The organism is Curtobacterium sp. APC 4022, from assembly GCF_030407555.1.
Taxonomy (GTDB): Bacteria; Actinomycetota; Actinomycetes; order Actinomycetales; family Microbacteriaceae; genus Curtobacterium.
Genome location: NZ_JASDDD010000009.1, coordinates 75,504 through 100,454 on the forward strand (window position 1 = coordinate 75,504; position 24,951 = coordinate 100,454).

Sequence of the window (24,951 nt, forward strand, 5' to 3'; positions counted from 1 at the left end):
GGATCTGCGAGGCGTCACGCCTCGATGACCACCGGCACGATCATCGGACGACGACGGTGCTTCGTGTTCACCCAGCGACCGACCGTGCGGCGGACCACCTGGCTGAACGCGTGCGCGTCCCGCGTGCCGTTGCCCGCGGCGTCGGCCAGGGCCTTCGCGATCTGCGGACGCACGTCGTCGAACACCGAGTCGTCCTCGGCGAACCCGCGCGACTGGATCTCCGGGCCGATGACGCACTGGCCGGTCGTGAAGTCGACCGCGCAGAAGACGGTGATGAAGCCCTCTTCGGCCAGGACGCGGCGGTCCTTGAGGTCGGCGTCGGTGATCTCGCCGACCGTGGAGCCGTCGACGTACACGTAGGCGATGTCGAGCTGCCCGGCGACCGTGACCTGGCCGTCCTTGAGGTCGACGACGGTGCCGTCCTCGCCCAGGATGACGTTGCGCGGCGGGACACCCGTCTGGATCGCCAGGTCGGCGTTCGCGAACAGGTGACGGTGCTCGCCGTGCACGGGCATGACGTTGCGCGGACGCAGGATGTTGTAGCAGTAGAGCAGCTCGCCGGCCGAGGCGTGTCCGGAGACGTGCACCTTGGCGTTGCCCTTGTGCACGACCTTCGCGCCGAGCTTCGTCAGACCGTCGATGACGCGGTAGACGGCGTTCTCGTTGCCCGGGATCAGCGACGAGGCGAGGATGACGGTGTCGCCCTCACCGATCTCGATCTGGTGCTCGAGGTTCGCCATCCGCGCCAGGACGGCCATCGGCTCGCCCTGGGACCCGGTCGACATGTAGACGATCTGGTCGTCGGGGACGTTCTTCGCCTTCTTCGTGTCGATGAGCACGTTCTCCGGCACGCGGAGGTACCCGAGCTCGGCGGCGATCGTCATGTTGCGGATCATCGAGCGCCCCATGAACGCGACCTTGCGGTTCGCGGCCGCGGCGGCGTCGAGGACCTGCTGCACGCGGTGCACGTGGGACGAGAAGCTCGCCACGACGACCTTCTTGCGGGCCTTCGTGATGATGCTCTCGAGCACCGGGCCGATGTCGCGCTCCGGTGCGGTGAAGCCCGGCACGTCGGCGTTCGTCGAGTCCGGCAGGAACAGGTCGACGCCGAGCTCACCGAGGCGCGCGAAGGCACGGAGGTCCGTGATCCGGTCGTCCAGCGGGAGCTGGTCCATCTTGAAGTCGCCGGTGTGCAGCACGCGGCCGGCCGGGGTGGTGATGGCGACGGCGAGGGCGTCCGGGATCGAGTGGTTCACGGCGACGAACTCGAGGTGGAACGGACCGATCTGCTCGGTCTGGTCCTCGGCCACGTTCAGCGTGTAGGGCTTGATCCGGTGTTCCTTGAGCTTCGCCTCGACGAGCGCGAGGGTCAGCGTGGAGCCGATCAGCGGGATGTCACCGCGGAGCTTCAGCAGGTACGGGACGGCGCCGATGTGGTCCTCGTGACCGTGCGTGAGCACGACACCGAGGACGTCGTCGAGCCGGTCCCGGATCGGCGCGAAGTCCGGCAGGATCAGGTCGACACCGGGCTGGTGCTCCTCGGGGAAGAGCACGCCGGCGTCGACGATGAGGATCTTGCCCTCGAACTCGTACACGGTCATGTTGCGACCGATCTCGCCGAGTCCCCCGACGGGGATGACTCGGAGGGTTCCGGGTTCGAGCGGCTGGGGAGTCGAGATCTGTGTGGGCATTCGGTCCTACGGATTCGGGCGACGCGCGCTGAGCGCGCCGCGGTTCGTCAACGGGTGGTGCCTGGCACCTTCGGTAGTGCACCGCCGGCCGCTGCGTTGCGGTCGGGGCGGAAGTTGGAGAAGTCGGCGCCCGGGACGTCGACGACGGCTTCGAGCGAGGTCTCGATGGCGTACGCCTCGGAGTCCTCCGGGCCGACGAGGGGCAGCCGGACGCGCGGGCTGCCGATGCGCCCGAGGCCGTGCAGCACGTACTTCGCCGCCACGGTGCCGGGCACGTGGGTCATGATCGCGCGGACGAGCGGTTCGAGGCGCTTGTGCTCGGCGGTCGCGCACGCCAGGTCGCCGCGGTTCACAGCGTCGACGATGGTGCGGTACGGGGCACTCGTGATGTTCGCGGTCACGCCGATGAGCCCGGTGGCGCCGATCGACAGGTGCGGGAGCACGTTCGTGTCGTCGCCGGAGAAGTACATGAGGTCGGTGTTGTTGAGCACGCGGGACACCTCGGCGAAGTCGCCCTTGGCGTCCTTCACGGCGAGGATGTTCGGGTGCTTCGACGCACGGAGGATCGTGTCGTACGTGATCGGGATGCCGGTGCGGCCGGGGATGTCGTACAGGATGACCGGCAGGTCGGTCGCGTCGGCGATCATCCGGAAGTGCGTGAGGACACCGGCCTGGGTCGGCTTGTTGTAGTACGGCGTGACGATCATGACGCCGTCGGCGCCGGCGCGCTCGCTCTGCTTGTAGAGGTGGATCGCGTGGGCGGTCTCGTTCGAGCCACCGCCGGTGATGATCTTCGCGCGGCCCGCGGCGACGGACTTGCCGACCTCGACCAGCCGGAGCTTCTCCGGGTCGGTGAGGGTGGAGGTCTCGCCGGTGGTGCCGGTGACGACGATGCCGTCGGCGCCCGCGGTGATGCAGTCGTCGATGTGCTGCTCGACGCCCGGCCAGTCCACCTCGCCGTCGGCGGTGAACGGGGTCACGAGCGCGACGAGGACCTGGCCGAAGGGATTCTCACGCGTGGACACGGAGACCAGCGTACCGGGCCGAGCGCGCACGGCGTCCGTCCACCCGGACGGTCAGCGGCGGCGCCACTCCAGGAAGCGGTAGCGGGTGCCGGTCCGGGACTCCTGCCAGGGGCCGTCCTCGACGAGCTCCCACGCGTCGTCGATGGTCGGCGCGCGGGTGTCACCGGCGACCACGACGTCGACGATCGTCTCGGCGATGCGGTCGGCACGCGCCAGGGCGTCCTGGTAGACGGCACCACCGCCGATCACCCAGACCGGTCCACCGGCCGACTGGGCCTGTCCGATCGCCGCGCCGAGGTCGTGGACGACCTCGGCGCCCTCGGCGTGGAACGCCGGGTCGCGGGTGAGCACGAGGTTGCGGCGACCGGGCAGCGGGCGGAACCGCTCCGGCAGGGACTGCCACGTCCGCCGGCCCATCAGCACGGTGCCGGTGCCGGTCACGGTGCGGAAGTGGGCTAGGTCCTCCGGGACGTGCCACGGGATCCCGCCGTCGGCGCCGATGACGCCGTCCGTGGAGCGGGCCCACACCAGACCGACGGAGCCCGGACCACCAGCCCCGTTCACCATCAGACCGCGACCTTGCCCGAGATCGCCGGGTGGTGCTCGTAGCCGACGACGGTGATGTCCTCGTACTCGTAGTCGTCGATCGAGTCGCGCGGGGCGAGCTCGAGCGTCGGCAGCGGGAACGCCGTGCGTGACAGCTGCTCCCGGACCTGCTCGACGTGGTTGTCGTAGACGTGGCAGTCGCCGCCGGTCCAGATGAAGTCGCCGACCTCGAGCCCGGTCTGCGCGGCGACCATGTGGGTGAGCAGGGCGTACGAGGCGATGTTGAACGGGACGCCGAGGAACATGTCCGCGCTCCGCTGGTACAGCTGGCACGAGAGCTTGCCGTCGTTGACGTAGAACTGGAAGAACGCGTGGCACGGGGCCAGCGCCATGCTCGGGATGTCCGCCACGTTCCAGGCCGAGACGATGAGCCGGCGGGAGTCCGGGTTGCTCCGGATCTGCTCGATCACCTGGGCGATCTGGTCGACGTGCTCGCCGGACGGGGTCGGCCACGAGCGCCACTGCACGCCGTAGACCGGTCCGAGGTCGCCGTCCTCCCCCGCCCACTCGTTCCAGATCCGGACACCGTGCTCCTGCAGCCAGCCGACGTTCGAGTCGCCGCGGAGGAACCAGAGCAGCTCGTACGCGATCGACTTCATGTGCACGCGCTTGGTGGTGATGAGCGGGAAACCCTGCGACAGGTCGTAGCGCAGCTGGGCGCCGAACAGGCTGCGGGTCCCGGTGCCGGTGCGGTCGCCCTTCGGCGAGCCCTCCTCGAGCACTCGGCGCAGCAGGTCTTCGTACGGCGTGGGGTTCTCGGTCACGACGTCGAGCCTAAGCGACACGGTCCCGGGCTCACGGTCAGCTGACTGGGTACCGTGGCGGCATGACCCAACAGCCGCTCTCGATCCTGGTCGCCGGCGCATCCGGCTTCATCGGGACGCCCCTGGTCCGTGCCTTCCGTGACGCCGGCCACCACGTCTCGACGCTGGTCCGCCGGGAACCGCGCACCCCGACCGAGTTCCGCTGGGCCCCGGGCGAGCGGCCGCTCGACCCGGCCGTCCTGGACGGCGCGGACGTCGTCGTCAACCTGGCCGGGGCGAGCCTCGGCAAGCTGCCCTGGACGGCCTCGTACCGTCGTGCGATCCGGTCCTCCCGGATCGACTCGACGACGACCCTCGTCGAGGCGATGCGCGCCGCGAGCACCCCGCCGCGGGTCTTCCTGTCCGGCTCGGCGTCCGGCGTCTACGGCGACCGTCCCGTCGACGTGCTCGGTGACGACGCGGCCGTCGGCACCGGGTTCCTCGCCGACGTCTGCCGCGCCTGGGAGGGGGCGGCCGAGCGGGCACCGGAGGGCGTCCGTGTCGTCCTGCTCCGCACCGGCATCGTCGTCGGCCAGGGCGGTGGCGCGCTCGCGCCGCTGGTCCCCCTGACGAAGGCCGGCGTCGGCAGCCGGCTGGGCACCGGTGGCCAGTACTGGCCGTGGATCGCCCTGGAGGACGAGGTCGGCGCGATCGTGCACCTCGCCACCGCCGACGACGTCTCCGGTCCGGTGAACCTGGCCGGCCCCGAGCCCGCCGTGGCCGAGCGGATCACCAGGCGCGTCGCCGAGGACCTGCACCGCCCGTACCTGTTCCGGGTGCCGGCGTTCGCGCTCCGTGCGGTCCTCAAGGACGCAGCCGACGAGATGCTGCTGTCGAACCAGCGGATGGAGCCGACGAAGCTGCTCGAGTCCGGCTACACGTTCCGGTACACCCGGGCCGAGGACGCCGTCGACGCGGCGTTCTGAGCGTCGGCGACGCTGAGAGTCGACCAAGGGGCCGGGCCCGGGGCCGGTGCGGGGTCACCGCGCGTGGGTCAGTGCCGTCCGCATCGCGGCCCGGGCCCGCTTCCGGTCCCCCGCGGCGTCGTAGACCACCCCGAGGCGGTACCAGGCGCGCCAGTCGTCGGGTGCCGCCTCGACCGCTGCCCGGTACTCGGGGAACAGCTCGTCGGCCGCCGCGCGCGCGGGGCGCCCGGAGGGCCGGACGTCCACCACGTCGTCCGGCGCACCGCCCTCGCGCTCGAGTCGGGTGCCGAGCCGGGTGATCCGCAGCCCGAAGCGGAGTTCCAGCACGAGGAGCAGCGCACCGATGACGGCGATGACGATGAGCGCGACGCCGATCCCGATGCCGACCGGGATCCCCGTCGACAGGAACGCGACCGCCCGCTGTCCGACGAGCACGATGTAGACGACGAGCAGGACGGTCATCAGCAGCACGCCCCAGAGCGGTGACCGGAGGCCTCGCACGACCGCCCCCTAGCCGATGCCGAGGACGGAACCGAGCCCGACCGTCAGGCCGCGCATCGACCCCACGGCCTGCAGCGCCGCCCGGATGCCGGGCAGGTACGCGGTGTCGTCGCCGGTGTCGTGCCGGATCGTCAGCGTCTCGCCGGGGCCGCTCAGCACGACGTCCTGCACGGCCTTCACGCCGGGCAACCGCAGCGAGTGGATCGGCACGCTCGCGACCTGCTGGCCGCGGGCCCGCTGGTCCACGTGCGGCGCATCGACCGGACCGACGTCACGACGGGCGTCGGCGATGAGTTCGGCGGTGCGGACCGCGGTGCCGGACGGGGAGTCGATCTTGCCGGCGTGGTGGCTCTCGACGATCTCGACCGAGGGGAACCACGGTGCCGCGATCGTGGCCAGGTGCGTGCCGACGACGGAACCGATCGAGAAGTTCGGGACGACGAAGGCACCCTGCTCGGGACGTGCCTCGAGCGCCGTCCGGAGCGTGCCGAGCCGCTGCCCCGACCAGCCGGACGTCCCGACGAGCACGTTCGCCCCGGTCGACAGCGCGTTCTCGACGATCGCCGGGCTGAGTGCCGGGACCGTCACGTCGACGACGATCCGCGCCCCGGCGAACACCGAGCCGTCGGCCTCGTGTGCACGGTCGGCGGACGACAGCCGGGCGACGAGCGCGAAGTCGGGCAGTTCCTCGACGACGGCCGCCACGAGGGCACCGAGCCGACCGGAGGCGCCGACGACGGCGACGGGAGTGACCATGCCCCCATCCTAGGATCGGGGCATGCCCGAGGATCGCAGCCAGGTCACCGTCCGCACCGTCAGCGCCGGTGCTCCGGAGGTCGACGTCCTGCTCGACCGGTACCTCGACGAGCGCGAGGCCACCTTCCCGAGCGCGCAGGGCACCTACACCCGGAAACGCACCCCGACGCCCGAACTCACCCCGCCGAACGGCACCTTCGTGGTCGCGTACGACGGGGACACACCGCTCGGCTGCGGCGGGCTCCGGCGCATCGCGGACGACGGCGACGACGTCCGCTTCGAGGTGAAGCACGTCTTCGTCCTGCCCGAGGGGCGCGGCCGCGGGGTCGCGACCGCCGTGATGGACGTGCTCGAGCAGGCCGCGGTGGACCTCGGCGCGACGAGCATCGTCCTCGACACCAACGACGCGCTGGTCGCGGCCGGCGCGATGTACCGCAGTCGCGGCTACGACCGGGTGCCGGCCTTCAACGACAACCCGAACGCGACCGCCTGGTACCGCAAGCCGGTCCGCTGACGCACCACGGGCCTCCCGGGAGGCACGGTGCCGGGCCGACCCGCCGGTCGCGACCCGCAGATCGCGACCCGCAGACGGGACCGGCCCTAGAGCGGCTGCGGCACCGGCAGGCCGGTGCGGAGTTCGACCGGCAGGTGCGCGAGGTCGTTGAGCGTCACGAGCTCGGCGGGCTTCGCCGAGCGGATCCGGATGATCGTCAGCGAGCTGTGGGCCACGTTGGTGCCCATCCAGCGCCACTCGGGGGCCTGGAAGACCTCGCGGACGAACCAGCCGATGACGGCGTTGTGGGTGATGAGCAGGTCGTGCCGGTCCTCCATCGCGGGGGTGAACCACTCCGCGACGGCGTCGCCCATCTGCGCCTGACCGGCGACGATCTCCTCGTCGGTGATCCCGCCGTACCAGCCCTTGTAGGCGTGCGGCATGTCGGGCGTCGGGCCGGACGGGATGCAGTCGAACAGCAGGGTGGACGGCTCGGGCTGGATCGCCGGCAGACGCTGCTGCAGGAAGGACGCGGTCTCGCTCGGCGCCTCGAGCGGGGAGTGCCAGACGCCGTCGAAGGGCACACCACCCAGGCGGTCGGCGATCAGCATGGCCTGGCGCTTGCCGCGTTCCGAGAGCTTGCCGTCACGGAGGCCGTGCTCGGCGTCCTGGTGTTCGCCGTGGCGGACGAGGTAGAGGTAGTGCGACATCGTGGAGGTCAACCGTCGATCCCGAGCGCCACTGCCAGACGCTCGCGCTGGACGTCGCCGACGACGGCGGTCACCGTCGGTCGGGTCAGGAGGTCGCGGGACAGGTCGAGCACGTCGGCGGCGGTCACGCGGTCCACCCGCTCGAGGGCGGTCGCGAGGTCGGTGAACTCCCCCGTGCCGAGCTCGGCGCGACCGAGGCGGGTCATCCGCGCGTCGGAGTCCTCGAGCGAGAGCGTCAGCGCGCCTTCGATCTGCCCCTTCGCACGTCGGAGTTCCTCGTCGGTGATGCCGTCGTCGGCCATCCGGCGGAACTCGCCGTCGATGATGTCGATGACCCCGGCGACGTTGTCCGGCGCACAGCCCGCGTAGACGCCGAAGGCGCCGTTGTCGAGGTAGGCCGGGGCGAAGGACGACACGGCGTAGGCCAGGCCGCGGCGCTCGCGCACCTCCTGGAAGAGCCGGGAGCTCATGCCACCGCCGAGCACGGCGTTGAGCACGCTGAGCACCGGGCGCCGGTCGTCGCGGAGGTCGAGGCCCTGCGACCCGCGCAGCATGCTGACCTGTTCCGTCGGCCGGTGTACGACCGCCAGCGACGACTCGACCGGGTCGGCGGTGGGACGGGCCTGACGACGAGCGAGGGGCACGGCCGGGGCCGCGTCGGCGAAGACGGCCTCGACCAGGGCGCAGAAGTCGTCGTGGTCGACGGCGCCGGCGGCGGTCACGACGATGCCGTTCGGCTCGTAGTGCTCGGCGTAGTGCGCCATCACCTCGTCCCGCTGGACTTCGCGGATGCTGTCCGGGGTGCCGCCGATCGGGCGTCCCAGGGCGTGCCCGTCGAAGGTGGCGGCGAAGAAGGCCTCGCCCGCGACGTCGGCCGGGTCGTCCGCGGCCATCGCGAGCTCTTCGAGGATGACCCCGCGCTCGATGTCGAACGCCGAGTCCTCGAGCGTGGAGTTCGTCACCATGTCACCGATCACGCCCACGGCCATCGGGACGTCGGTGTCCCGGACCCGGGCGTAGTAGCAGGTGTACTCCTTGGCGGTCGCGGCGTTGTGCTCGCCACCGACGGAGTCGAAGGCGACGGCGATGTCGAGGGCGCTGCGCTCGGTCGTGCCCTTGAAGAGGAGGTGCTCGAGGAAGTGCGTCGAGCCGAACTGTCCGGCCCGTTCGTCACGTGACCCGACACCGACCCAGTACCCGATGCTCGTGGAGTGGACGGAGGGGACGGCTTCGGTGAGCACACGGACGCCCGAGGCGAGAACGGTGCGCCGGACGAGGGCTCCACCGGACGTCACGAAGGACGTTTCCGGAGCCTCGAGCGGCAGCGGCACTGGGCGGTTCATCGTCATGACTCTACTGAAGCGCGGACACCCGTCGCCCAGTTTGACGGGCTGGCGGGGCACGCCACTCGAAGTGGGGTACAAGAATTGTGGACAGACCGACTCGTCTGTCTGTCCTCCTCGTGCTACAGTGATGTCACCGGGTCGAGAGCCCCCCTAGATCTCGACCCGGTGGCTCGGGACATCAGTCCTGCGCGGCAACGAGTCCCCCCACTCCGCCGCGGAGCCGATGACCCAAGGAGAGCCACGCTGTGACGGTCGATTCCCCCCAACCGACCGTCCAGCGTCTCCTGGGTCAGCGTCTGCAAGGACCGGCCCCGAGCACCCAGAACCTTCCGTCGCCGGACGGGTCGAGCGTCCCCCCGGCTCCCCGCTCCGGCGGCGCGAAGGTCCGGATCCTCGAGACGGCCCTACGGCTGTTCTACGAAGAGGGCATCCGCGGCGTCGGCGTCGACCGCCTCATCTCCGAGGCGAGTGTCACGAAGGCGACGTTCTACAAGCACTACGGCTCGAAGGACAACCTGATCCTCGCCTACATGCACGAGCAGCACGCCCGTGTGCAGGCCCGCATGGACCGGATCGTCGCCGGCGCGGACGCCCCGGAGTCAGCGGTCCGCGCCTGGGTCGACGCCCTGGCCGCCGAGGTCAACCAGGCCGAGTTCCGCGGCTGCGCGTTCCTCAACGCCGCCGCCGAGTACCACGACCCCCGCGACCCGGTCCGCCAGGTCGTCGCCATGCACCGCGACTGGTACACCGAACGCCTCGGCGACCTGCTGCAGGACTCCGGTCACCCGCTGCCGGGCGACGGCGCCGACGAGCTCATGCTCGCGCGCGACGGGGCGATGAGCGGTGCCTACGCGGGCGACGCGATCGCCGCGACGGCAGCACTCGGCCGCGTGGCCGAGCGCGTGCTCGCCGTCTGACCCCAGCCGCCTGAGCGCAGCCGCCTGAGCGCAGCGGCCTGAGCACTCCCCCGGGTCGTTCCCCGGTTCCGTCGGGTCGACGGGTGTTGGCTCGGAGCATGACCAACGACCCCAACTGGAACCTGCCGGACGTTCCCACCTTCGAGCTCACCAGCCCCGAGTTCACCGACGGCGGCACGCTGCCGCAGGAAGCCCGCGGCGCCGACGCCGGCGGCGCGGACCGCTCCCCCGAGCTGACGTGGTCCGGCGCACCCGAGGGCACCCAGAGCTTCGTCCTCACCGTGTACGACCCCGACGCCCCGACCGGCTCCGGCTTCTGGCACTGGACGCTGTCGGACATCCCCGCCTCGGTCAGCTCGCTGCCGCAGGGCGCCGGCACCGACGACGCCCTGCTGCCCGCCGGCGCCACACGCCGCCGCAACGAGTTCGGCACCGACACCTTCCTCGGTGCCGCTCCGCCGGCCGGCCACGGCCCGCACCGCTACGTCTTCACGCTGAGCGCGCTGGACGTCCCGACGCTCGAGGTCCCCGCCGAGGCGACCCCGGCCGTCGTCGGCTTCATGTTCCGCGAGCACCTGCTCGGTCGCGCGCAGCTCGTCGGCATCCAGGAGACGCCCGCCTCCTGACCCCACGGCAACGGCCGCCGTCCAGCAGGACGGCGGCCGTTGCGGGCTTCAGGTGATCAGGGATCAGCCTTCGGCGGGGACCTCGGTGTGGGTGCCGTGGTCGTCGCGACCCTCGGTGTCGACCTCGTCGGCCACGACCGGGGCGAGCGAGAGCTTGCCGCGGTCGTCCACCTTGGTGACCTCGACCAGGATCTTCTGGCCGACGCCCAGGACGTCCTCGACGTTCTCCACACGCTTGCCACCGGCGAGCTTGCGGACCTCGGAGACGTGCAGCAGACCGTCACGACCCGGCATCAGCGACACGAAGGCACCGAACGTCGCGATCTTGACGACCGTGCCGAGGAACTGGTCCCCGATCTCCGGGTTCGTCGGGTTCGCGATCGCGTTGACCTGCGCACGCGCGGCCTCGGCGGACGGACCGTCGACGGCACCGATGTAGACCGTGCCGTCGTCCTCGATCGAGATGTCGGCGCCCGTGGTGTCCTGGATGCCGTTGATCGTCTTGCCCTTCGGGCCGATCAGCTCACCGATCTTGTCGACCGGGATGTTGACCGAGATCACGCGCGGGGCGGTGTCGGCCATCTCGTCGGGTCCGTCGATGGCCTCGTTGAGGACACCGAGGATGGCCGAACGGGCTTCCTTGGCCTGCTTCAGCGCGGCGTCGAGCACGGACGACGGGATGCCGTCGAGCTTGGTGTCGAGCTGGATCGCGGTGACGAACTCGGAGGTACCGGCGACCTTGAAGTCCATGTCACCGAGTGCGTCCTCGGCACCGAGGATGTCGGTCAGCGCCGCGTAGCGGGTCTGGCCGTCGACGGTGTCGGAGACGAGGCCCATCGCGATGCCCGCGACCGGGGCCTTGAGGGGCACACCGGCGTTGAGGAGCGACAGGGTCGAGGCGCAGACGGAACCCATCGAGGTGGACCCGTTGGAGCTGAGCGCCTCGGAGACCTGACGGATGGCGTACGGGAACTCCTCGCGCGACGGCAGCACCGGCACGAGGGCGCGCTCGGCCAGGAAGCCGTGCCCGATCTCGCGACGCTTCGGCGAACCGACGCGACCGGTCTCACCGGTCGAGTACGGCGGGAAGTTGTAGTGGTGCAGGTAGCGCTTCTTCGTGATGGGCGACAGCGAGTCGATCTGCTGCTCCATCTTGAGCATGTTCAGCGTGGTGACGCCGAGGATCTGCGTCTCGCCGCGCTGGAACACCGCGGAACCGTGGACGCGCGGGATCACGGCGACCTCGGCGTCGAGCGGGCGGATGTCGGCCAGGCCGCGACCGTCCATGCGGATCTGCTCGGTGAGGATGCGGCCGCGGACGACCTTCTTCGTGACCGACTTGTACGCGGCACCGACCTGGCTGTTGGCGACCTCGGGCAGCGTGCCCGCGGCGACCTGCTCGGCGATGGCGGCCTTGACGCGCGACTTGAGCGCGTCGTCGGCGTCCTGGCGCTCGGTCTTGGCGGCGATCTTGTAGACGTCACCGAGCTCGGAGAGCGCGAGGGACTCGACGGCCGCGTAGACCTCGTCGGCGTAGGGCGGGAAGACCGGGAAGTCCTGGATCTCCTTGGCCGACTGCGCGGCGAGCTTCGCCTGCGCCTCGACGAGGGCCTTGAGGAACGGCTTGGCCGCTTCGAGGCCCTGCGCGACGACGGACTCGTCGGGCTTGGTGGCGCCGCCCTGGATGAGGTCCCAGCTGTGCTCGGTGGCCTCGGCTTCGACCATCATGATCGCGACGTCTTCGTTGCCCGCTTCGTCGGTGACGACACGGCCCGCGACCGTGAGGTCGAAGACGGCCTCGGCCAGCTGCGACGCCTTCGGGAACGCGACCCACTGGTCGGTGCCGTTCGCGCCCGGGATGAGCGCGAGACGCACACCGGCGATCGGGCCGGAGAACGGCAGACCGGAGATCTGCGTGGACGCGGACGCGGCGTTGATGGCCAGCGCGTCGTAGAACTCGTCCGGGGCGATGCTCAGGACGGTGATGACGATCTGGACCTCGTTGCGGAGGCCGTCGACGAACGACGGGCGCAGCGGCCGGTCGATCAGGCGGCAGACGAGGATCGCCTCGGTGCTGGGGCGGCCTTCGCGGCGGAAGAACGAGCCGGGGATCTTGCCGGCGGCGTACGAGCGCTCTTCGACGTCGACCGTCAGCGGGAAGAAGTCGAAGCCCTCACGCGGGTGCTTGCCGGCGCTGGTGGCCGACAGCAGCATGGTCTCTTCGTCGAGGTACGCGGCGACGGCACCCTGTGCCTGCTGCGCGAGACGACCGGTCTCGAACCGGACCGTCCTGGTGCCGAAGCGACCGTTGTCGATGGTCGCTTCCGCGAACTTGATCTCGGGACCCTCCATAGAGGATGCCTCCTTGCGTTTTTCGTGCAGCAGACCAGGCCTCGGGCACACTCGTGCACGTGCGCTCCACGACGCGGAACGCATGTCTGGCCAGCAGTAGAAGCACACGGGACGACAACCGGCCCGGACGCCACCACCGATGACCAGCTTCGTGCCGGTCTGCGTGCGATGTCATGGTTCGTCTCGGGGAACGGTCCCCAGACCAGCCGACCTTAGCATTCCGTGGTGGACGAGCGGCGGTGCTCCAGGAGAACGGGCGTGTCCTCACCTAGCCTGCTGGCATGCCTCGGAATCCCACCCTCGTCCGTCGGCCGCACGGGCGACACGTCCTCTTCGCCGTCACCGTGCTCGTCGGCGCCCTGGTCGTCCCGGTGGTCGGTGCCGCGCCGGCCTCCGCCACGGACTACCCGACATGGCAGGACGTGCAGCGCGCGAAGGGGAACGAGCAGGCCAAGCAGACCGAGGTCACGAGGGTCCAGGCAGCCCTGAAGTCGGTGCAGGCCGACGCCGCCGCGAAGTCGCAGGTCGCCCTCGACCGCTCCGCGGCGGCGACGCAGGCCGAGGCGGACCTGGCCCAGGCCACCCAGACGGCCACGAGCCTCCAGGCCCACGCCGACCAGGCGGCGGAGACCGCGAAGCGTGCGCAGACCCGGGCCGGGCGACTGGCCGCGGACCTGTACCGCGACGGCTCGACCGACCAGATGACGACGCGGATCGCGACCGCCGGCAACCCGGACGCGCTGCTGTACCAGCTCGGTGCGCTCGACCAGCTGTCCACGACGTGGGCCGGCGTGCTCGACGACGCCTCCGTGTCGGCGAAGACCGCGTCCTCGCTGCACGACCAGGCCGCCCGGGCCGAGGACGAGCGTGCCTCGCTCGCGGCCGCGGCCGAGGCGAAGGCGGCGACCGCGAAGGCCGCCCAGCAGCGTGCTGATGCCGCGGTCGCGTCGACCGAGTCGCACAGCGACGAGCTCTACCAGCAGCTCGCGACACTCCGGGACTCGACCGCCGAGACGCAGCGTCGCTACGAAGTCGGACAGGCGGTCGCCGCGCAGGCCGCAGCGCAGGCGGCAGCGGCGCAGGCCGCCGCCCAGGCCGCGGCGGCAGCAGCGGCCGCACCCACCCCGTCGGGCGCGGCGTCATCGGGCAACGACTACCCCAGCACGGACGGCGTCGCGGTCGACCCGGCCGCCGCTCAGGCCTACGCACGGAGCGTCCTCGGCAGCTACGGCTGGGGCGACGACCAGTTCGGCTGCCTGGTGTCCCTGTGGACGCAGGAGTCCGGCTGGCGCGCGAACGCCCTGAACGCGTCGAGCGGCGCCTACGGGATCCCGCAGGCACTGCCGGCGTCGAAGCTCGCCGCCGCCGGAGCGGACTGGCGGACGAACGCGCAAACCCAGGTCAACTGGGGTCTCGCCTACATCAAGAGCAGTTACGGGACGCCGTGCGGCGCCTGGAACCACGAGATGAGCGTCAACCCGCACTGGTACTGAGTGCCGGCAGGGGTGCGACTAGCGCTGCACCCCACCGAGGAGGGACGCGAAGTCCACGACCTCCGGCAGGGCGTCCGCCTGCTGCGGCTGCCGCCGGGAGGCCCGCATCATCCACGCCAGGTCGGCTCCGGCCCGGCGGATGCGCGCGTCGAGCGTGCCCGCGTCGTCGCTCCCCCAGTCGTCGGTCGCGGCGAAGACCCCGGTGGGGACGACCGCGGCGCGCAGGTAGGCGAAGACCGGACGGATGCCGTGCTCGAGGGCGAGCGAGTGGCGTGCGGTGCCACCGGTCGCACCGAGCAGCACGGGCATGTCGGTGAGGGCGTCCTTGTCGAGGACGTCGAGGAAGGACTTCGCCAGGCCGCTCATGCCGGCGGTGAAGACCGGGGTGACGAAGACCACGGCGTCCGCCTCGACGACCGTCGCCATCGCGGTGGTCAGGGCCGGGGCGGCGAAGCGCGTGAGCATGGCGTCGGTGATCTCGTGCGCCAGCGGGCGGAGGTCCACGTTCCGGAGTTCCACCCGGTCCCCGGCGACGGCGCTGTCGGCCGACAGGGCCTCGAGGGTCGCGGCGCCGAGGCGGTCGGCGAGCAGGCGGGTCGAGCTGGGCTCGGAGAGACCGGCGGAGACGACGGCGATGGTGGTCATGGAGACTCCCGACTTTCGATGCGTTTGCATGAACAGTAGCAGGAACCCTCGATGGCACACACGCATTCCCGCGACGGATGCACGGGGAACGGCGCGGGCCCGGGCCCGTGCCCGGGGACGACAGAAGCCCCGTCCCTCACCAGGAGGAACGGGGCTTCCGATCAGCAGGACTGCGCGGTGGCAGTGCTCCGGATCTGACTAGCGGCGCAGGCCGAGACGCTCGATGAGCGCGCGGTAGCGGGCGATGTCGACGTCGGAGAGGTACCCGAGGAGACGGCGGCGCTGACCGACCATGAGGAGCAGACCACGACGCGAGTGGTGGTCGTGCTTGTGCTCCTTGAGGTGCTCGTTCAGGTCGTTGATACGACGCGTCAGAACGGCGACCTGGACCTCGGGGGATCCGGTGTCGCCCGGGTGGGTCGCGTACTCTTCAATGATCTCCTGCTTGATCTTCGCGTCAAGTGCCATGGAGGATCCCCTTTCCTGCTCTGCGTGAGAGCTCTGTCCGTTGCGCGGTGCCCACACCTGATGCGTGAGCGCTCTTGATCCGCGGCCGTTCGACGGCAACCGAACGAGCATACCAGAGCAGGGACGCGCCGACGGGGCGCGGTCGCTCAGACCGTCCGTGCCCGCAGCGGCCGACGACGGCGTCGACGCTCGGGCAGCAGGCTCCGCACGAACCCGACGAGCGTCGCCCCGAGCAGGCCGCCCATGCCGTTCGACAGCACGTCGCGGGGGTCGGCCACCCGGGCCGGCAGGTACTCGGCCTGCGCGAACTCGATCCCGACCGACAGCCCGACCGCCACCAGGGCGCCGAGGATCCACCAGCGTCGAGGCAGCCACAGCGCGGCGATCACCCCGACCGGGACGAACATCGCGACGTTCGCCAGGAACTCGGTGCGGTCGTACGTGAACCAGGCCCCGTGCGGCAGGTGCTGCACCCAGGCGATGGCGTGCAGGACCAGCGCGTTCTCGGCCGACGTGAACACGTGCGGGGTCAGCGTCATCCGGTAGATCACCCAGGCGTAGCCGCCGGTCAGGGCCAGGAGGAGCAGTTTCCGCAACATCAGGTCAGTCTGGGGCACGCCTGCTGTGCAGCGCCCTGGCATCGCATGACGATGGGATGGGAACATGACGGCAGCAGCGGACGCGGGTCGGGGGCGTCGCGCAACAGGGAGGAACGGCCGATGCCGAGACCGGAACGCGCCTCGTCCACGCGTCAGTGGGTGTGGATCGGGATCGTCGGCGCGCTCGTCGTGGCCGTCGTCGTGGCGGTGAGCGTGGTGCTGCCGCACGGCGCTGACCGCCCGGTCGCCCACCGCAAGAGCGTTGCCCAAGCGTGGCCCGGCGGCCTCGCGCGCCAGCCGTCGACCGCGAACCAGGCACGCTGGCACGAGACGGCCGCGCGGAAGGCGGGCCGGGCCTCCACCGCGGACCGCCTCGCCGTGATCGCGGACCAGCCGGTCGCCACCTGGCTGACGAACCCGTCCGTGCCGGAGACGGTCGCGACCGTGCAGCGTGTCCTGGCGTCGGCGCGCGAGCAGCGCGCGACCCCGGTGTTCGTGCTCTACGCGATCCCCGACCGCGACTGCGGACACTGGTCGAGCGGCGGCACCGCCGAGGACGCCTACCTGCCCTGGGTCCGCGCGGTCGTCCGCGCCCTCGCCGGCTCGCACGCCGTCGTCCTGGTCGAGCCGGACTCGATCGCGCAGATCGCCGTGTGCGAGCGGCTGCGGGACACGCGCCTGCCGCTGCTCCGCAAGGCCGTGACGGCGCTCACCGGGCACGGGCTGACCGTGTACCTGGACGGCGGCAACGAGAACCGGGTGCCGGTCCGGACGATGGCCGACTGGCTGCGGCGCGCGGGCGTCGACCGGGTGCAGGGCTTCGCCACGAACGTGTCGAACTTCTACCGCGTCGACCAGGAGCGCGCCTACGCCGACGAACTCGCCGACGCGATCGGCGGCGACCCGCACTTCGTCATCGACGTCTCGCGGAACGGTCAGGGCTGGCGCGGGGACTGGTGCAACCCCGAGGGTGCCGGGCTCGGACAGCTCCCCCACGTCACCCTCGGCACGACCCGGCTCGACGCGTTGCTCTGGGTGAAGACGCCCGGCCTCAGCGACGGCAGCTGCAACGGCGGACCGGCCGCCGGGCAGTGGTGGGAGTCGTACGCGCTCGCCCTGGTCGAGAACCGCAAGCGCGACTGACGGGCGCACCACGGCCGGGAGGCCCGACACCGGTCCGCCTGTCGGCCGCCGGCTGGACGGTCCGTGGGCGACGCTCGTGGCCGAGGTGCGGGACCAGGGCGAGCCGGCCTGACGGGCGGGTGTCGGGCCTCCCGTCAGGCGACCGCGACGACCGTCAGGCGACCGCGATGACCGTCAGGCGACGGGTCGGGCGGGTCATCGCGACGTAGACCGCCGCAGCCGCGCGGGCCGCGTCGGACCCGACCCGGTCCGGGTCGACGAGCAGCACGCCGTCGAACTCCAGGCCCTTCGCGTCGGCACCCGTCAGCACCGTGACCGAGCCCGGGCGCGGCGAACCGAGCCCGCGGACGTCCGCCTCGGTGCGGGCCAGGCGCTCGCGGACGGCCGTCACGTCGGCTTCCGGCACGATCACGCCGATCGTCCCCGCGCCGATCAGGTCCCGCTCGCTGTCGACCCGGCGGACGACGGTGTCGAACAGGTCCGCCCGGTCGACGCGCAGCCGCTCGACGGGGTCACCGTCACGGACCGCCTCGTTCGCGGTCACCGTGAGTCCGGCCGAGGCAGCGAACGCCCCGGCGGCCTCGACGATCGAGCGCGGCGTGCGGTAGTTGACGGTCAGCTCTTCCAGCCGGGAGTCCAGCGGCACCTGCGGCGCACGACCACGACGGCGTCGGGAGAGCGCCCCGCGGACGTCGTCCCAGGTGCGGGCGGCACCGGGCGAGGAACCCTGCGCCATGTCGCCCACGATCGTGAAGGACCGCAGCGGGTTCCGGCGGGCGAGGATCCGCCACTGCATCGGCGAGAGCTCCTGCGCCTCGTCGACCACGATGTGCCCGTAGGTCCACTCGCGTTCCTCAGCGGCACGCTCGGCCGTGGAGCGGGGGTCGCCGCCCTCCGCGAAGGCACCGGCGACCTGTTCCGCGCTGACGATCCCCTCGACGCCCATGTTCTCGATGGCCTGGCGGGCGTTCTCGATGTCGCGGTTCCGGCTGGCCTTCGCCTGACGCTTCGCCGCACCACCCGTCGGGTCGAACTCGCCGAGGAGCTCGGCTGCCTCGTCGAGGAGCGGCACGTCCTCCACCGTGAAGGCGGCACCGCGCTCGCGTCGGAGGAGTTCGCGGCGCTCGGGGCTCCAGTTCGGGGTCAGCGACGCCAGCCAGTTCGGGCGGGCGTAGAGGTCCTCGAGGAACTTCTCGGCCGGCAGCGGCAGCCACGCGGTGTTGAGCAGGACGCGGGCGTCGTACGAGCTGCGGATGTCCTCGCGCAGCACCTTCTCGTCCGCCTCGTCGACCGTGGTGCCACGCTGCCGCAGCTGGTCGGCGAGCAGACGGGTCATGGCGTCGAGCGCGTTCTTGTTGAACGACACCCGGGCGACGTTGTGCGGCTTGCCACGGTCCTGGGCGCGACGCATCGCCTCGGCCACGAGCTGCGGCGGGACGACGAGTCGCTCACCCTCGACGTCGAGCGTCACCGACTCGGTCGGGACGACCTGGCGTGAGCGGACGGCCCGGCGCAGGAGGTCGGCCATCTCGCCCGAGCCCTTGACCGCGGCGACGTCCCGGCGGTCGTGGACCGTGGTGTGCAACCCCGGGTACAGCGAGCCGAGCGACGCCATCACGACACCGGTCTCGCCGAGGGACGGCAGCACCTGCTCGATGTAGGTCAGGAACGCCGGCGACGGGCCGACGACCAGGACCCCGGAGCCCCGGAGGCGCTCGCGGTACGAGTAGAGCAGGTACGCGGCGCGGTGCAGTGCGACGGCCGTCTTGCCGGTGCCCGGGCCGCCCTGCACGATGAGCACGCCCTCGAGCGGGGAGCGGATGATCCGGTCCTGCTCGCCCTGGATGGTGGCGACGATGTCCGTCATCCGGCCGGTGCGCTCGGCGGTGACCGCGGCGAGCAGGGCCCCTTCCCCCTGCAGGTGGGTGCGCTCGTCGTCGTAGAGCGTGGCGTCGAAGACCTCGTCCTCGACCCCGACGACCGTGCGGCCCTCGAGGGTCAGGTGCCGACGAGCGCGCATGCCCATCGGGTGCGCCGCGGTCGCCTGGTAGAACGCGCTGGCACCGGGCACACGCCAGTCGAGCAGCAGCGGACGGTGGTCGGCGTCACGGAGGCCGACGCGACCGATGTACCGGAAGGCGTCCTCGTCGGCCGGCGGGTCCTGGACCTCGAGCCGGCCGAAGACCAGCCGGTCGCCGACGCGTTCGAGCGTGGCGACGGTGTCCTCGTAGAGCCGGGCGAAGGCGTCGCGCTCGCTGCGGCTCTGGTGGTTGCCGCCGACGGTCTGTCGGCGGGTCTCGGCGAGTCGCTGGGCGGCTTCGGCCGTCAGCTCGTCGAGTCGGTGGAAGAGACCGTCGACGTAGCCGCGTTCACGGTCGATCTCGGTGGGTTCGGAAACACGCGCTTCGGACACTCGCAACCCTTCGGGACAGGGGGACCAATCGTATCCCCCTGCCCCGGTCGGGCCCGACGCGAACGCGCTCGGCTACATCTCTTCGTGCGTGTCCGGGTCGCCGTCCCAGAGCCGACCGCGCTCGAGCGCGGAGATGGCCTGGACCTCGTCGTCGCTCAGCGTGAAGCCGAACACGTCGAGGTTCTCGCGCTGGCGGTCCGCGTCGCCCGACTTCGGCACCGGGACGGCACCGAGCTGGACGTGCCAACGGAGCACGACCTGGCCGGCTGACACCCCGTGCGCGGCGGCCGCGGCGGTGACGGGCTGCTCGGTGAGGAGCTCCGACTGCTTCGCGAGCGGGCTCCAGCTCTCGGTGACGATGCCGAGCCGCTGGTGCACGGCGCGGAGCTCGGCCTGCGGGAAGTACGGGTGCAGTTCGACCTGGTTGACGGCCGGGGCGACCCCGGTGGCGTCGATGATCCGGTCGAGGTGCTCCGGCGTGAAGTTCGAGACACCGATCGAGCGGACCTTGCCGCTGTCGCGGAGGTCGACGAACGCCTTCCAGGTCTCGACGAACTTGCCGACCGACGGGTTCGGCCAGTGGATCAGGTACAGGTCCAGGTGGTCGAGCCCCAGGTTCGCCAGGGTCTCGTCCACCGAACGGTGCGCCTCGTCGTAGCCGTGGTGGCGTCCCGGCAGCTTCGACGTCACGACGAACTCGTCGCGCGGTACGTCGGCGCGGCGGACCGCTTCGCCGACCGCGTCCTCGTTGCCGTAGTTCAGTGCGGTGTCGAGCAGGCGGTACCCGCTCGTGATCGCCGCACCGACCGCCTGGATCCCCTCGTCCCCGTCGAGCGAGTACGTGCCGAGGCCGAGCGCCGGGATCCGGTGCCCGTCGTTCAGCTCGAGGGTCGGGACCGCCGGGACGCCCGCCATCAGCGGACGCCGAGCAGGTCGATGACGAAGATCAGGGTCTTGCCGGACAGGAAGTGTCCGCCGCCGGCCGGGCCGTAGGCGAGCTCCGGCGGAACGACGAGCTTGCGGCGCCCGCCGACCTTCATGCCGGGGATGCCCTCCTGCCAGCCGCGGACGAGCGCCGCGAGGGGGAAGTCGATCGGTTCGCCACGGCCCCAGGAGCTGTCGAACTCCTCGCCGGACTCGTACTCGACGCCGGCGTAGTGGACCTTGACGGTCGAGCCGGACTCGGCGACGGCGCCGTCGCCCTCGACGATGTCGGTGATGACGAGGTCGGTGGGGGCAGGGCCCTCGGGAGCGTCGAACTCGGGCTTGCTGTTCAGGTCAGTCATGTCCGTCAGTCAACCAGAGAACGAAACGGGGCTCCGCAGGCGGCCTCCAGGCCACAGAATGGTTCCACCGTGACACCAGATGCCCCCGCGAAGCCCCGCCGCTCCCTGTTCGCCGACCTGACCCCGCTCCGCCGCTCCCCCGCCTTCGCGCGACTCTGGATCGGCAGCTCGATCGCCGGCATCGGCACGATGATGACGAGCGTCACCGTCGGGCTCGAGGTGTACGAGATCACCCGCTCGACCTTCATGGTGTCGCTGGTCGGCGTGATCTCCCTGGTGCCGATGATCCTGGCCGGTCTGTACGGCGGGATGCTCGCCGACGCGTTCGATCGCCGCACCGTGGCCCTCGTGTCGGCCGTCCTGGCGTGGGTGTCGACCGCGATGATCGCCGCGCACGCCTGGCTCGGCCTCGACAGCGTCGCACTGCTCTACGTGCTGGTCACGGTGAACGCCGTCGCCGGCACCGTCATCGGGGCCTCCCGCGCCGCGATCGTGCCACGCCTGGTCGGCATCGAGCTGCTGCCCGCGGCGAGCGCCCTGAACAGCATCAGCGCCGGCTTCTCGGTGACGGTCGGCCCGGCGGTCGGTGGCGTGCTCGTCGCCGCGTTCGGCTTCGCGCCGACGTACACGGTCGACGTCGTCCTGTTCAGTGCGGCGTTCCTCGGGGTGATCACGCTGCCCCGGATGGCCCCGGAGCACGACGCCCTGCGCCCCGGACTGTCGTCGCTGATCGAGGGGGCGAGGTTCCTCCGGCGCTCCCGCAACATCACGATGACCTTCGTGCTCGACATCATCGCGATGACGTTCGGGCAGCCCCGCGTGCTGTTCCCGGCGATCGGCGCGCTGGTCGTCGGCGGCGGGTCGATCACCGTCGGGGCGCTCACCGCGGCGTACGCGATCGGTGCACTGCTCTCCGGGATCTTCTCCGGGCCGCTCGGCCACGTGCGACGCCAGGGCGAGGCCGTCGGCTGGGCGATCACGGTCTACGGCGGAGCGATCGCGGCGTTCGGTGTCGTCGTCGCCTGCGCGCACCTCCTCGGCGGGCGGCCGTCCGAGACCTTCTCGACCGGGATCCTGCCGGCACTGGTGCTCTGCGCGCTGTTCCTCGCGGTGGCCGGCGGTGCGGACAACGTGAGCAGCGTGTTCCGAGGGACGATCCTCCAGGCCGCCGCACCGGACGGCATGCGCGGTCGACTGCAGGGCATCTTCATCGTCGTCGTGACCGGCGGCCCGCGCGTCGGCGACCTCTACGCCGGCCTGGTCGTCGCGGCCGGGTTCGCCTACCCGCCGGAGATCGGCGGTGTCCTCATCATCGCGCTGGTCGCCCTGCTGCTCCGGCTGGTTCCCTCGTTCCGCCGGTACGACGCCCTGCACCCGAACGCGAACTGACGGAGCCGGTACGGTCGATCCCATGCCGGCGAGCCGCGAACGCGACCTGCGCCGCTCGGGTGTCCGGGCGGTGGTGCGTCGGACGTACCACTCGGTCATCCGGCACCGGGTCGTCGACTCGGCTGCGTCGCTGACGTTCTTCGCGCTGCTCACCGTGTTCCCGACGGCCCTGACCGTGGTGTCGCTGCTGGCCGTCGTCGACCAGGGCGGGGACAGCGTCGCGGACGTGATCGGGATCCTCGGCGTCATCGTGCGGCCCGAGACGGCCGAGCACCTCGAGACCCCGCTCCGGCAGCTGCTCACCCTCGACAACCCGTGGCTCGGCGCGACCGTCGGACTCGTCCTGACGCTGTGGTCGTTGTCCGGGTACGCGACCGCGTTCGGCCGGGCGATGAACACCGCCTACGAGGTCGAGGAGGGCCGGCGGATCTGGAAGTTCCGCAGCATGATGCTCCTCGTCACGCTGCTGATCATGGTCGGCGGCGCCGTCGCCCTCGTCATCCTGCTCGGCACCCCGGTGATCTCCGCCGCGATCGTGCAGCAGGTCGGCTGGCCGTCCTGGGTCGACGACGTCTGGAACGTCGCGAAGTGGCCGGTCCTCGCCGCGGACCTGGTCGTCATGGTCGCCGTGCTCTACACCGCCACCCCCAACGTCAGGACGCCGCAGCTGCGGTGGGTCTCCGCCGGCGCCGGCTTCGCGATCGGGACGTGGGCGATCGCCACGGTCGGCTTCGCGGTCTACGTCGAGACGATCGGCGGCGGCAACCGCGCCTACGGCTGGCTCGGCGGGGCGCTGCTGCTGCTCGTGTACCTGTACATCTCGAACTTCGTGCTCGTCGTCGGCGGGGAGCTCGACTCCGAGGTGATCCGGATGCGCCAGTTGCTCGCCGGCATCGAGGCCGACGAGACCATCCGGCTGCCGCTCCGCGACGTCACCCGGAACTTCACGCTGGCCCGGTGGCGGGACCAGGACATCGCGGCGGCGGCACAGGTGCGGGCCGCGGCGGCGGAGCTCCCCGACGACGAGGCCTCACCTGAGGACGACGAGCTCCGGCGGGTGGCGGGGCAGGTGCGCGCGGGCGAGCGGCCGATGCCCTGAGCGGCACTGCGCTCGTTGCGTGAGCCGCGGACGGACGGGAGGCGCGTGGCGGGGCCGCCACGGGCCTCCCGTCCGTCAGGGGGTCCAGCTGGTTCGCCTGCGGGTCGGGTCAGGCCTGCGGCGGACGCGGGGCCGCGTCGCGGGCGTGCTGCTGGAGCATCGCCTCGGTGATCACCGGGATCGCCCCCGTGGCCATCTCGATGCCGGACAGGCGCGCCGGGCTGAGGACACGGTGCACCTGGTGCTCGTCCATCAGGCCCGCCGCGATCACCAGCGTGGAGATCGGCGTCGACGTCGTCAACGCCGTGTGCGCGATCGACGCCGCCGCCGCGTAGCCGATGTACGGCGTCAGCGCGGTGACGACTCCCACGTTCGTGTCGACCTGGGCCGCGAGCTTGGCCTCGTTCGCCTCGATGCCGACGACGCAGTGCTCGCGGAGGGTCGCGCAGCCGCGGGCCATCCACTGCAGCGACTGCAGGATCGAGTGCGCGATGATCGGCTCGAAGGCGTTGAGCTGCAGCTGCCCGCCCTCGGCCGCCATCGTCACCGTGGTGTCCGCCCCGGCGACGGCGAAGGCGATCTGGTTCACCACCTCCGGGATCACCGGGTTCACCTTGCCCGGCATGATCGAGGACCCGGCCTGCCGCGGCGGCAGCGTGATCTCACCGAGGCCCGCCTGCGGCCCCGACGCCAGCAGGCGCAGGTCGTTGCAGATCTTCGACAGCTTCATCGCACTGCGCTTCACCGTCCCGGACAGCGTCATGAACGAGCCGGCGTCACTCGTCGCCTCGATGAGGTCCGGCGCGGTGACGACGTCGACGCCCGACGCCTCGGCGAGTTGTCTGCGGACCTCGTCGCGGTAGAGCGGATCCGCGGTGATGCCGGTGCCGATCGCGGTCGCGCCGAGGTTCATCTCACCGAGCAGCGGCACCACGCGGCGGAGCTGGACGACGTCCTCCTGGATGGTGTGCGCGAAGCCGGTGAACTCCTGCCCGAGCGTCATCGGCACGGCGTCCTGCAGCTGCGTACGCCCGACCTTGAGGACGTCCGCGAAGGCGCGGCCCCGCTCGGCGAACGCGTCCGACAGCTGCTCCAGCTGGTCGGCCAGGCGGCGCACCCCGTAGATCATCGCGATCTTGATGCTCGTCGGGTACGTGTCGTTCGTCGACTGGCTGCGGTTCACGTGGTCGATGGGGTGCAGGTACGCGTAGTCGCCACGCTCTCGACCGAGGAGCTCGAGGGCCCGGTTCGCCAGGACCTCGTTCGTGTTCATGTTCGTGCTCGTGCCGGCGCCACCCTGGACCACGTCGACGACGAACTGGTCGCGGAGGGCACCGTCACGCACCTCCTGCGCGGCACGGTCGATGGCGTCGGCGCGCTCGTCGTCGAGGACCCCGATCGCCCGGTTCGCCCGGGCCGCCGCCTGCTTCACGGTCACCAGAGCGGCGACGAGGTCCGGGTACACCGCGATCGGCACGGAGGCGATCGGGAAGTTCTCCATCGCCCGGAGGGTGTTGATGCCCCAGTACGAATCGACGGGCACCTCCCTCGAGCCCAGGGAATCGGTCTCGGTGCGGGTGGCAGCGCTCGTCACGTGGTGTTCCTCTCCGTCGCGGGTCACGTGTCGAGGGTAGTCCGCGACCGTCCGGCCGGTGTGGGAGGTG

At 71.4% G+C, this 24,951-nt stretch carries 24 protein-coding genes; 8 read left to right on the forward strand and 16 right to left on the reverse strand.

The genetic code is table 11. The features are described 5' to 3' along the window. Nucleotides 1-14 precede the first annotated feature (14 nt). The 4 genes from QL987_RS05105 to QL987_RS05120 are packed head-to-tail and all read right to left on the reverse strand — an operon-like array spanning nucleotide 15 to nucleotide 4,086. Nucleotides 15-1,691 (reverse strand): ribonuclease J, encoded by a 1,677-nt coding sequence (locus QL987_RS05105; protein WP_111075499.1) that lies wholly within the window; start codon nucleotides 1,689-1,691, stop codon nucleotides 15-17. 47 nt (nucleotides 1,692-1,738) lie between these two features. Then, nucleotides 1,739-2,716, reverse strand: a complete 978-nt coding sequence (dapA, locus tag QL987_RS05110) for a 4-hydroxy-tetrahydrodipicolinate synthase (RefSeq protein ID WP_290156578.1) — start codon at nucleotides 2,714-2,716, stop codon at nucleotides 1,739-1,741. Between the two features lie 51 nt (nucleotides 2,717-2,767). Continuing rightward, a complete protein-coding gene (locus tag QL987_RS05115; protein ID WP_290156581.1) occupies nucleotides 2,768-3,283 on the reverse strand; it encodes a dihydrofolate reductase in 516 nt (171 codons plus the stop codon). Continuing rightward, nucleotides 3,283-4,086 carry a thymidylate synthase gene (locus tag QL987_RS05120; protein ID WP_221850570.1) on the reverse strand — a complete coding sequence of 268 codons (804 nt, stop codon included), beginning with the start codon at nucleotides 4,084-4,086 and terminating at the stop codon, nucleotides 3,283-3,285. Before QL987_RS05120 ends, QL987_RS05115 begins: the two co-directional genes overlap by 1 nt. A 62-nt stretch (nucleotides 4,087-4,148) precedes the next feature. On the opposite strand from QL987_RS05120, the gene QL987_RS05125 reads away from it, so the two are divergent. Further along, the gene (locus QL987_RS05125) at nucleotides 4,149-5,051 is read left to right on the forward strand and encodes a TIGR01777 family oxidoreductase (protein WP_290156585.1); all 903 of its coding nucleotides are present in this window, start codon (nucleotides 4,149-4,151) and stop codon (nucleotides 5,049-5,051) included. A gap of 54 nt (nucleotides 5,052-5,105) precedes the next feature. Here the strand turns inward: QL987_RS05125 and QL987_RS05130 are convergent, their stop codons facing one another. Together QL987_RS05130 and QL987_RS05135 are read right to left on the reverse strand one after the other, a co-directional pair. Continuing rightward, on the reverse strand, nucleotides 5,106-5,513 hold the full coding sequence (locus QL987_RS05130; protein WP_221850595.1) for a tetratricopeptide repeat protein: 408 nt from the start codon (nucleotides 5,511-5,513) through the stop codon (nucleotides 5,106-5,108). A gap of 48 nt (nucleotides 5,514-5,561) precedes the next feature. Further along, the gene (locus QL987_RS05135) at nucleotides 5,562-6,308 is read right to left on the reverse strand and encodes a dihydrodipicolinate reductase C-terminal domain-containing protein (RefSeq protein ID WP_221850568.1); all 747 of its coding nucleotides are present in this window, start codon (nucleotides 6,306-6,308) and stop codon (nucleotides 5,562-5,564) included. A gap of 22 nt (nucleotides 6,309-6,330) precedes the next feature. On the opposite strand from QL987_RS05135, the gene QL987_RS05140 reads away from it, so the two are divergent. After that, nucleotides 6,331-6,822, forward strand: coding sequence for a GNAT family N-acetyltransferase (locus tag QL987_RS05140; RefSeq protein ID WP_290156590.1), 492 nt, complete (start codon nucleotides 6,331-6,333; stop codon nucleotides 6,820-6,822). An 86-nt stretch (nucleotides 6,823-6,908) separates the two neighbouring features. Here QL987_RS05140 and QL987_RS05145 read toward each other — a convergent pair whose 3' ends face one another. Both QL987_RS05145 and QL987_RS05150 read right to left on the reverse strand, forming a co-directional pair. Then, nucleotides 6,909-7,511, reverse strand: coding sequence for a histidine phosphatase family protein (locus tag QL987_RS05145; RefSeq protein ID WP_111075506.1), 603 nt, complete (start codon nucleotides 7,509-7,511; stop codon nucleotides 6,909-6,911). 8 nt (nucleotides 7,512-7,519) lie between these two features. Continuing rightward, complete coding sequence (locus QL987_RS05150; RefSeq protein ID WP_290156593.1) at nucleotides 7,520-8,854, reverse strand: pitrilysin family protein; 1,335 nt, start codon at nucleotides 8,852-8,854, stop codon at nucleotides 7,520-7,522. A 248-nt stretch (nucleotides 8,855-9,102) separates the two neighbouring features. Between QL987_RS05150 and QL987_RS05155 the strand changes: the two genes are divergently transcribed. Both QL987_RS05155 and QL987_RS05160 read left to right on the forward strand, forming a co-directional pair. Next, a complete protein-coding gene (locus QL987_RS05155) occupies nucleotides 9,103-9,774 on the forward strand; it encodes a TetR/AcrR family transcriptional regulator (protein WP_290156596.1) in 672 nt (223 codons plus the stop codon). A 98-nt stretch (nucleotides 9,775-9,872) separates the two neighbouring features. Continuing rightward, nucleotides 9,873-10,400 (forward strand): YbhB/YbcL family Raf kinase inhibitor-like protein, encoded by a 528-nt coding sequence (locus tag QL987_RS05160; protein ID WP_290156598.1) that lies wholly within the window; start codon nucleotides 9,873-9,875, stop codon nucleotides 10,398-10,400. Between the two features lie 63 nt (nucleotides 10,401-10,463). On the opposite strand, the gene QL987_RS05165 is transcribed toward QL987_RS05160, so the two are convergent. Further along, the gene (locus tag QL987_RS05165; protein ID WP_290156600.1) at nucleotides 10,464-12,752 is read right to left on the reverse strand and encodes a polyribonucleotide nucleotidyltransferase; all 2,289 of its coding nucleotides are present in this window, start codon (nucleotides 12,750-12,752) and stop codon (nucleotides 10,464-10,466) included. A gap of 281 nt (nucleotides 12,753-13,033) precedes the next feature. Between QL987_RS05165 and QL987_RS05170 the strand changes: the two genes are divergently transcribed. Continuing rightward, nucleotides 13,034-14,245, forward strand: coding sequence for a hypothetical protein (locus QL987_RS05170; RefSeq protein WP_290156602.1), 1,212 nt, complete (start codon nucleotides 13,034-13,036; stop codon nucleotides 14,243-14,245). A gap of 18 nt (nucleotides 14,246-14,263) precedes the next feature. On the opposite strand, the gene QL987_RS05175 is transcribed toward QL987_RS05170, so the two are convergent. The 3 genes from QL987_RS05175 to QL987_RS05185 form a co-directional block, all read right to left on the reverse strand. Next, on the reverse strand, nucleotides 14,264-14,890 hold the full coding sequence (locus tag QL987_RS05175) for a CE1759 family FMN reductase (protein WP_290156604.1): 627 nt from the start codon (nucleotides 14,888-14,890) through the stop codon (nucleotides 14,264-14,266). Between the two features lie 198 nt (nucleotides 14,891-15,088). Beyond that, entirely contained in the window at nucleotides 15,089-15,358 is a 270-nt protein-coding gene (gene rpsO, locus QL987_RS05180) for a 30S ribosomal protein S15 (protein WP_110823867.1), read from the reverse strand. A 146-nt stretch (nucleotides 15,359-15,504) separates the two neighbouring features. Then, the gene (locus QL987_RS05185) at nucleotides 15,505-15,957 is read right to left on the reverse strand and encodes a VanZ family protein (protein ID WP_290156606.1); all 453 of its coding nucleotides are present in this window, start codon (nucleotides 15,955-15,957) and stop codon (nucleotides 15,505-15,507) included. Nucleotides 15,958-16,077: 120 nt separating this feature from the next. Here QL987_RS05185 and QL987_RS05190 point away from each other — a divergent pair, with 120 nt between their 5' ends. Then, a complete protein-coding gene (locus QL987_RS05190) occupies nucleotides 16,078-17,100 on the forward strand; it encodes a glycoside hydrolase family 6 protein (protein ID WP_290156608.1) in 1,023 nt (340 codons plus the stop codon). 154 nt (nucleotides 17,101-17,254) lie between these two features. On the opposite strand, the gene QL987_RS05195 is transcribed toward QL987_RS05190, so the two are convergent. The 3 genes from QL987_RS05195 to QL987_RS05205 all read right to left on the reverse strand — a co-directional run bounded on the left by QL987_RS05195 (nucleotide 17,255) and on the right by QL987_RS05205 (nucleotide 20,799). Beyond that, nucleotides 17,255-19,513: an ATP-binding domain-containing protein gene (locus tag QL987_RS05195; protein ID WP_290156610.1), complete on the reverse strand. Its 2,259-nt coding sequence runs from the start codon at nucleotides 19,511-19,513 to the stop codon at nucleotides 17,255-17,257. A gap of 72 nt (nucleotides 19,514-19,585) precedes the next feature. Then, nucleotides 19,586-20,428, reverse strand: a complete 843-nt coding sequence (locus QL987_RS05200) for an aldo/keto reductase (protein ID WP_111075515.1) — start codon at nucleotides 20,426-20,428, stop codon at nucleotides 19,586-19,588. Continuing rightward, nucleotides 20,428-20,799: an FKBP-type peptidyl-prolyl cis-trans isomerase gene (locus QL987_RS05205; RefSeq protein ID WP_111045050.1), complete on the reverse strand. Its 372-nt coding sequence runs from the start codon at nucleotides 20,797-20,799 to the stop codon at nucleotides 20,428-20,430. Before QL987_RS05205 ends, QL987_RS05200 begins: the two co-directional genes overlap by 1 nt. 69 nt (nucleotides 20,800-20,868) lie before the next feature. Here QL987_RS05205 and QL987_RS05210 point away from each other — a divergent pair, with 69 nt between their 5' ends. Beyond that, the gene (locus QL987_RS05210) at nucleotides 20,869-22,188 is read left to right on the forward strand and encodes an MFS transporter (RefSeq protein ID WP_290156612.1); all 1,320 of its coding nucleotides are present in this window, start codon (nucleotides 20,869-20,871) and stop codon (nucleotides 22,186-22,188) included. A gap of 22 nt (nucleotides 22,189-22,210) precedes the next feature. Next, a complete protein-coding gene (locus QL987_RS05215) occupies nucleotides 22,211-23,287 on the forward strand; it encodes a YihY/virulence factor BrkB family protein (RefSeq protein ID WP_111075517.1) in 1,077 nt (358 codons plus the stop codon). 109 nt (nucleotides 23,288-23,396) lie between these two features. Here the strand turns inward: QL987_RS05215 and QL987_RS05220 are convergent, their stop codons facing one another. Beyond that, nucleotides 23,397-24,908 (reverse strand): aspartate ammonia-lyase, encoded by a 1,512-nt coding sequence (locus QL987_RS05220; protein ID WP_253462260.1) that lies wholly within the window; start codon nucleotides 24,906-24,908, stop codon nucleotides 23,397-23,399. Nucleotides 24,909-24,951 lie beyond the last annotated feature (43 nt).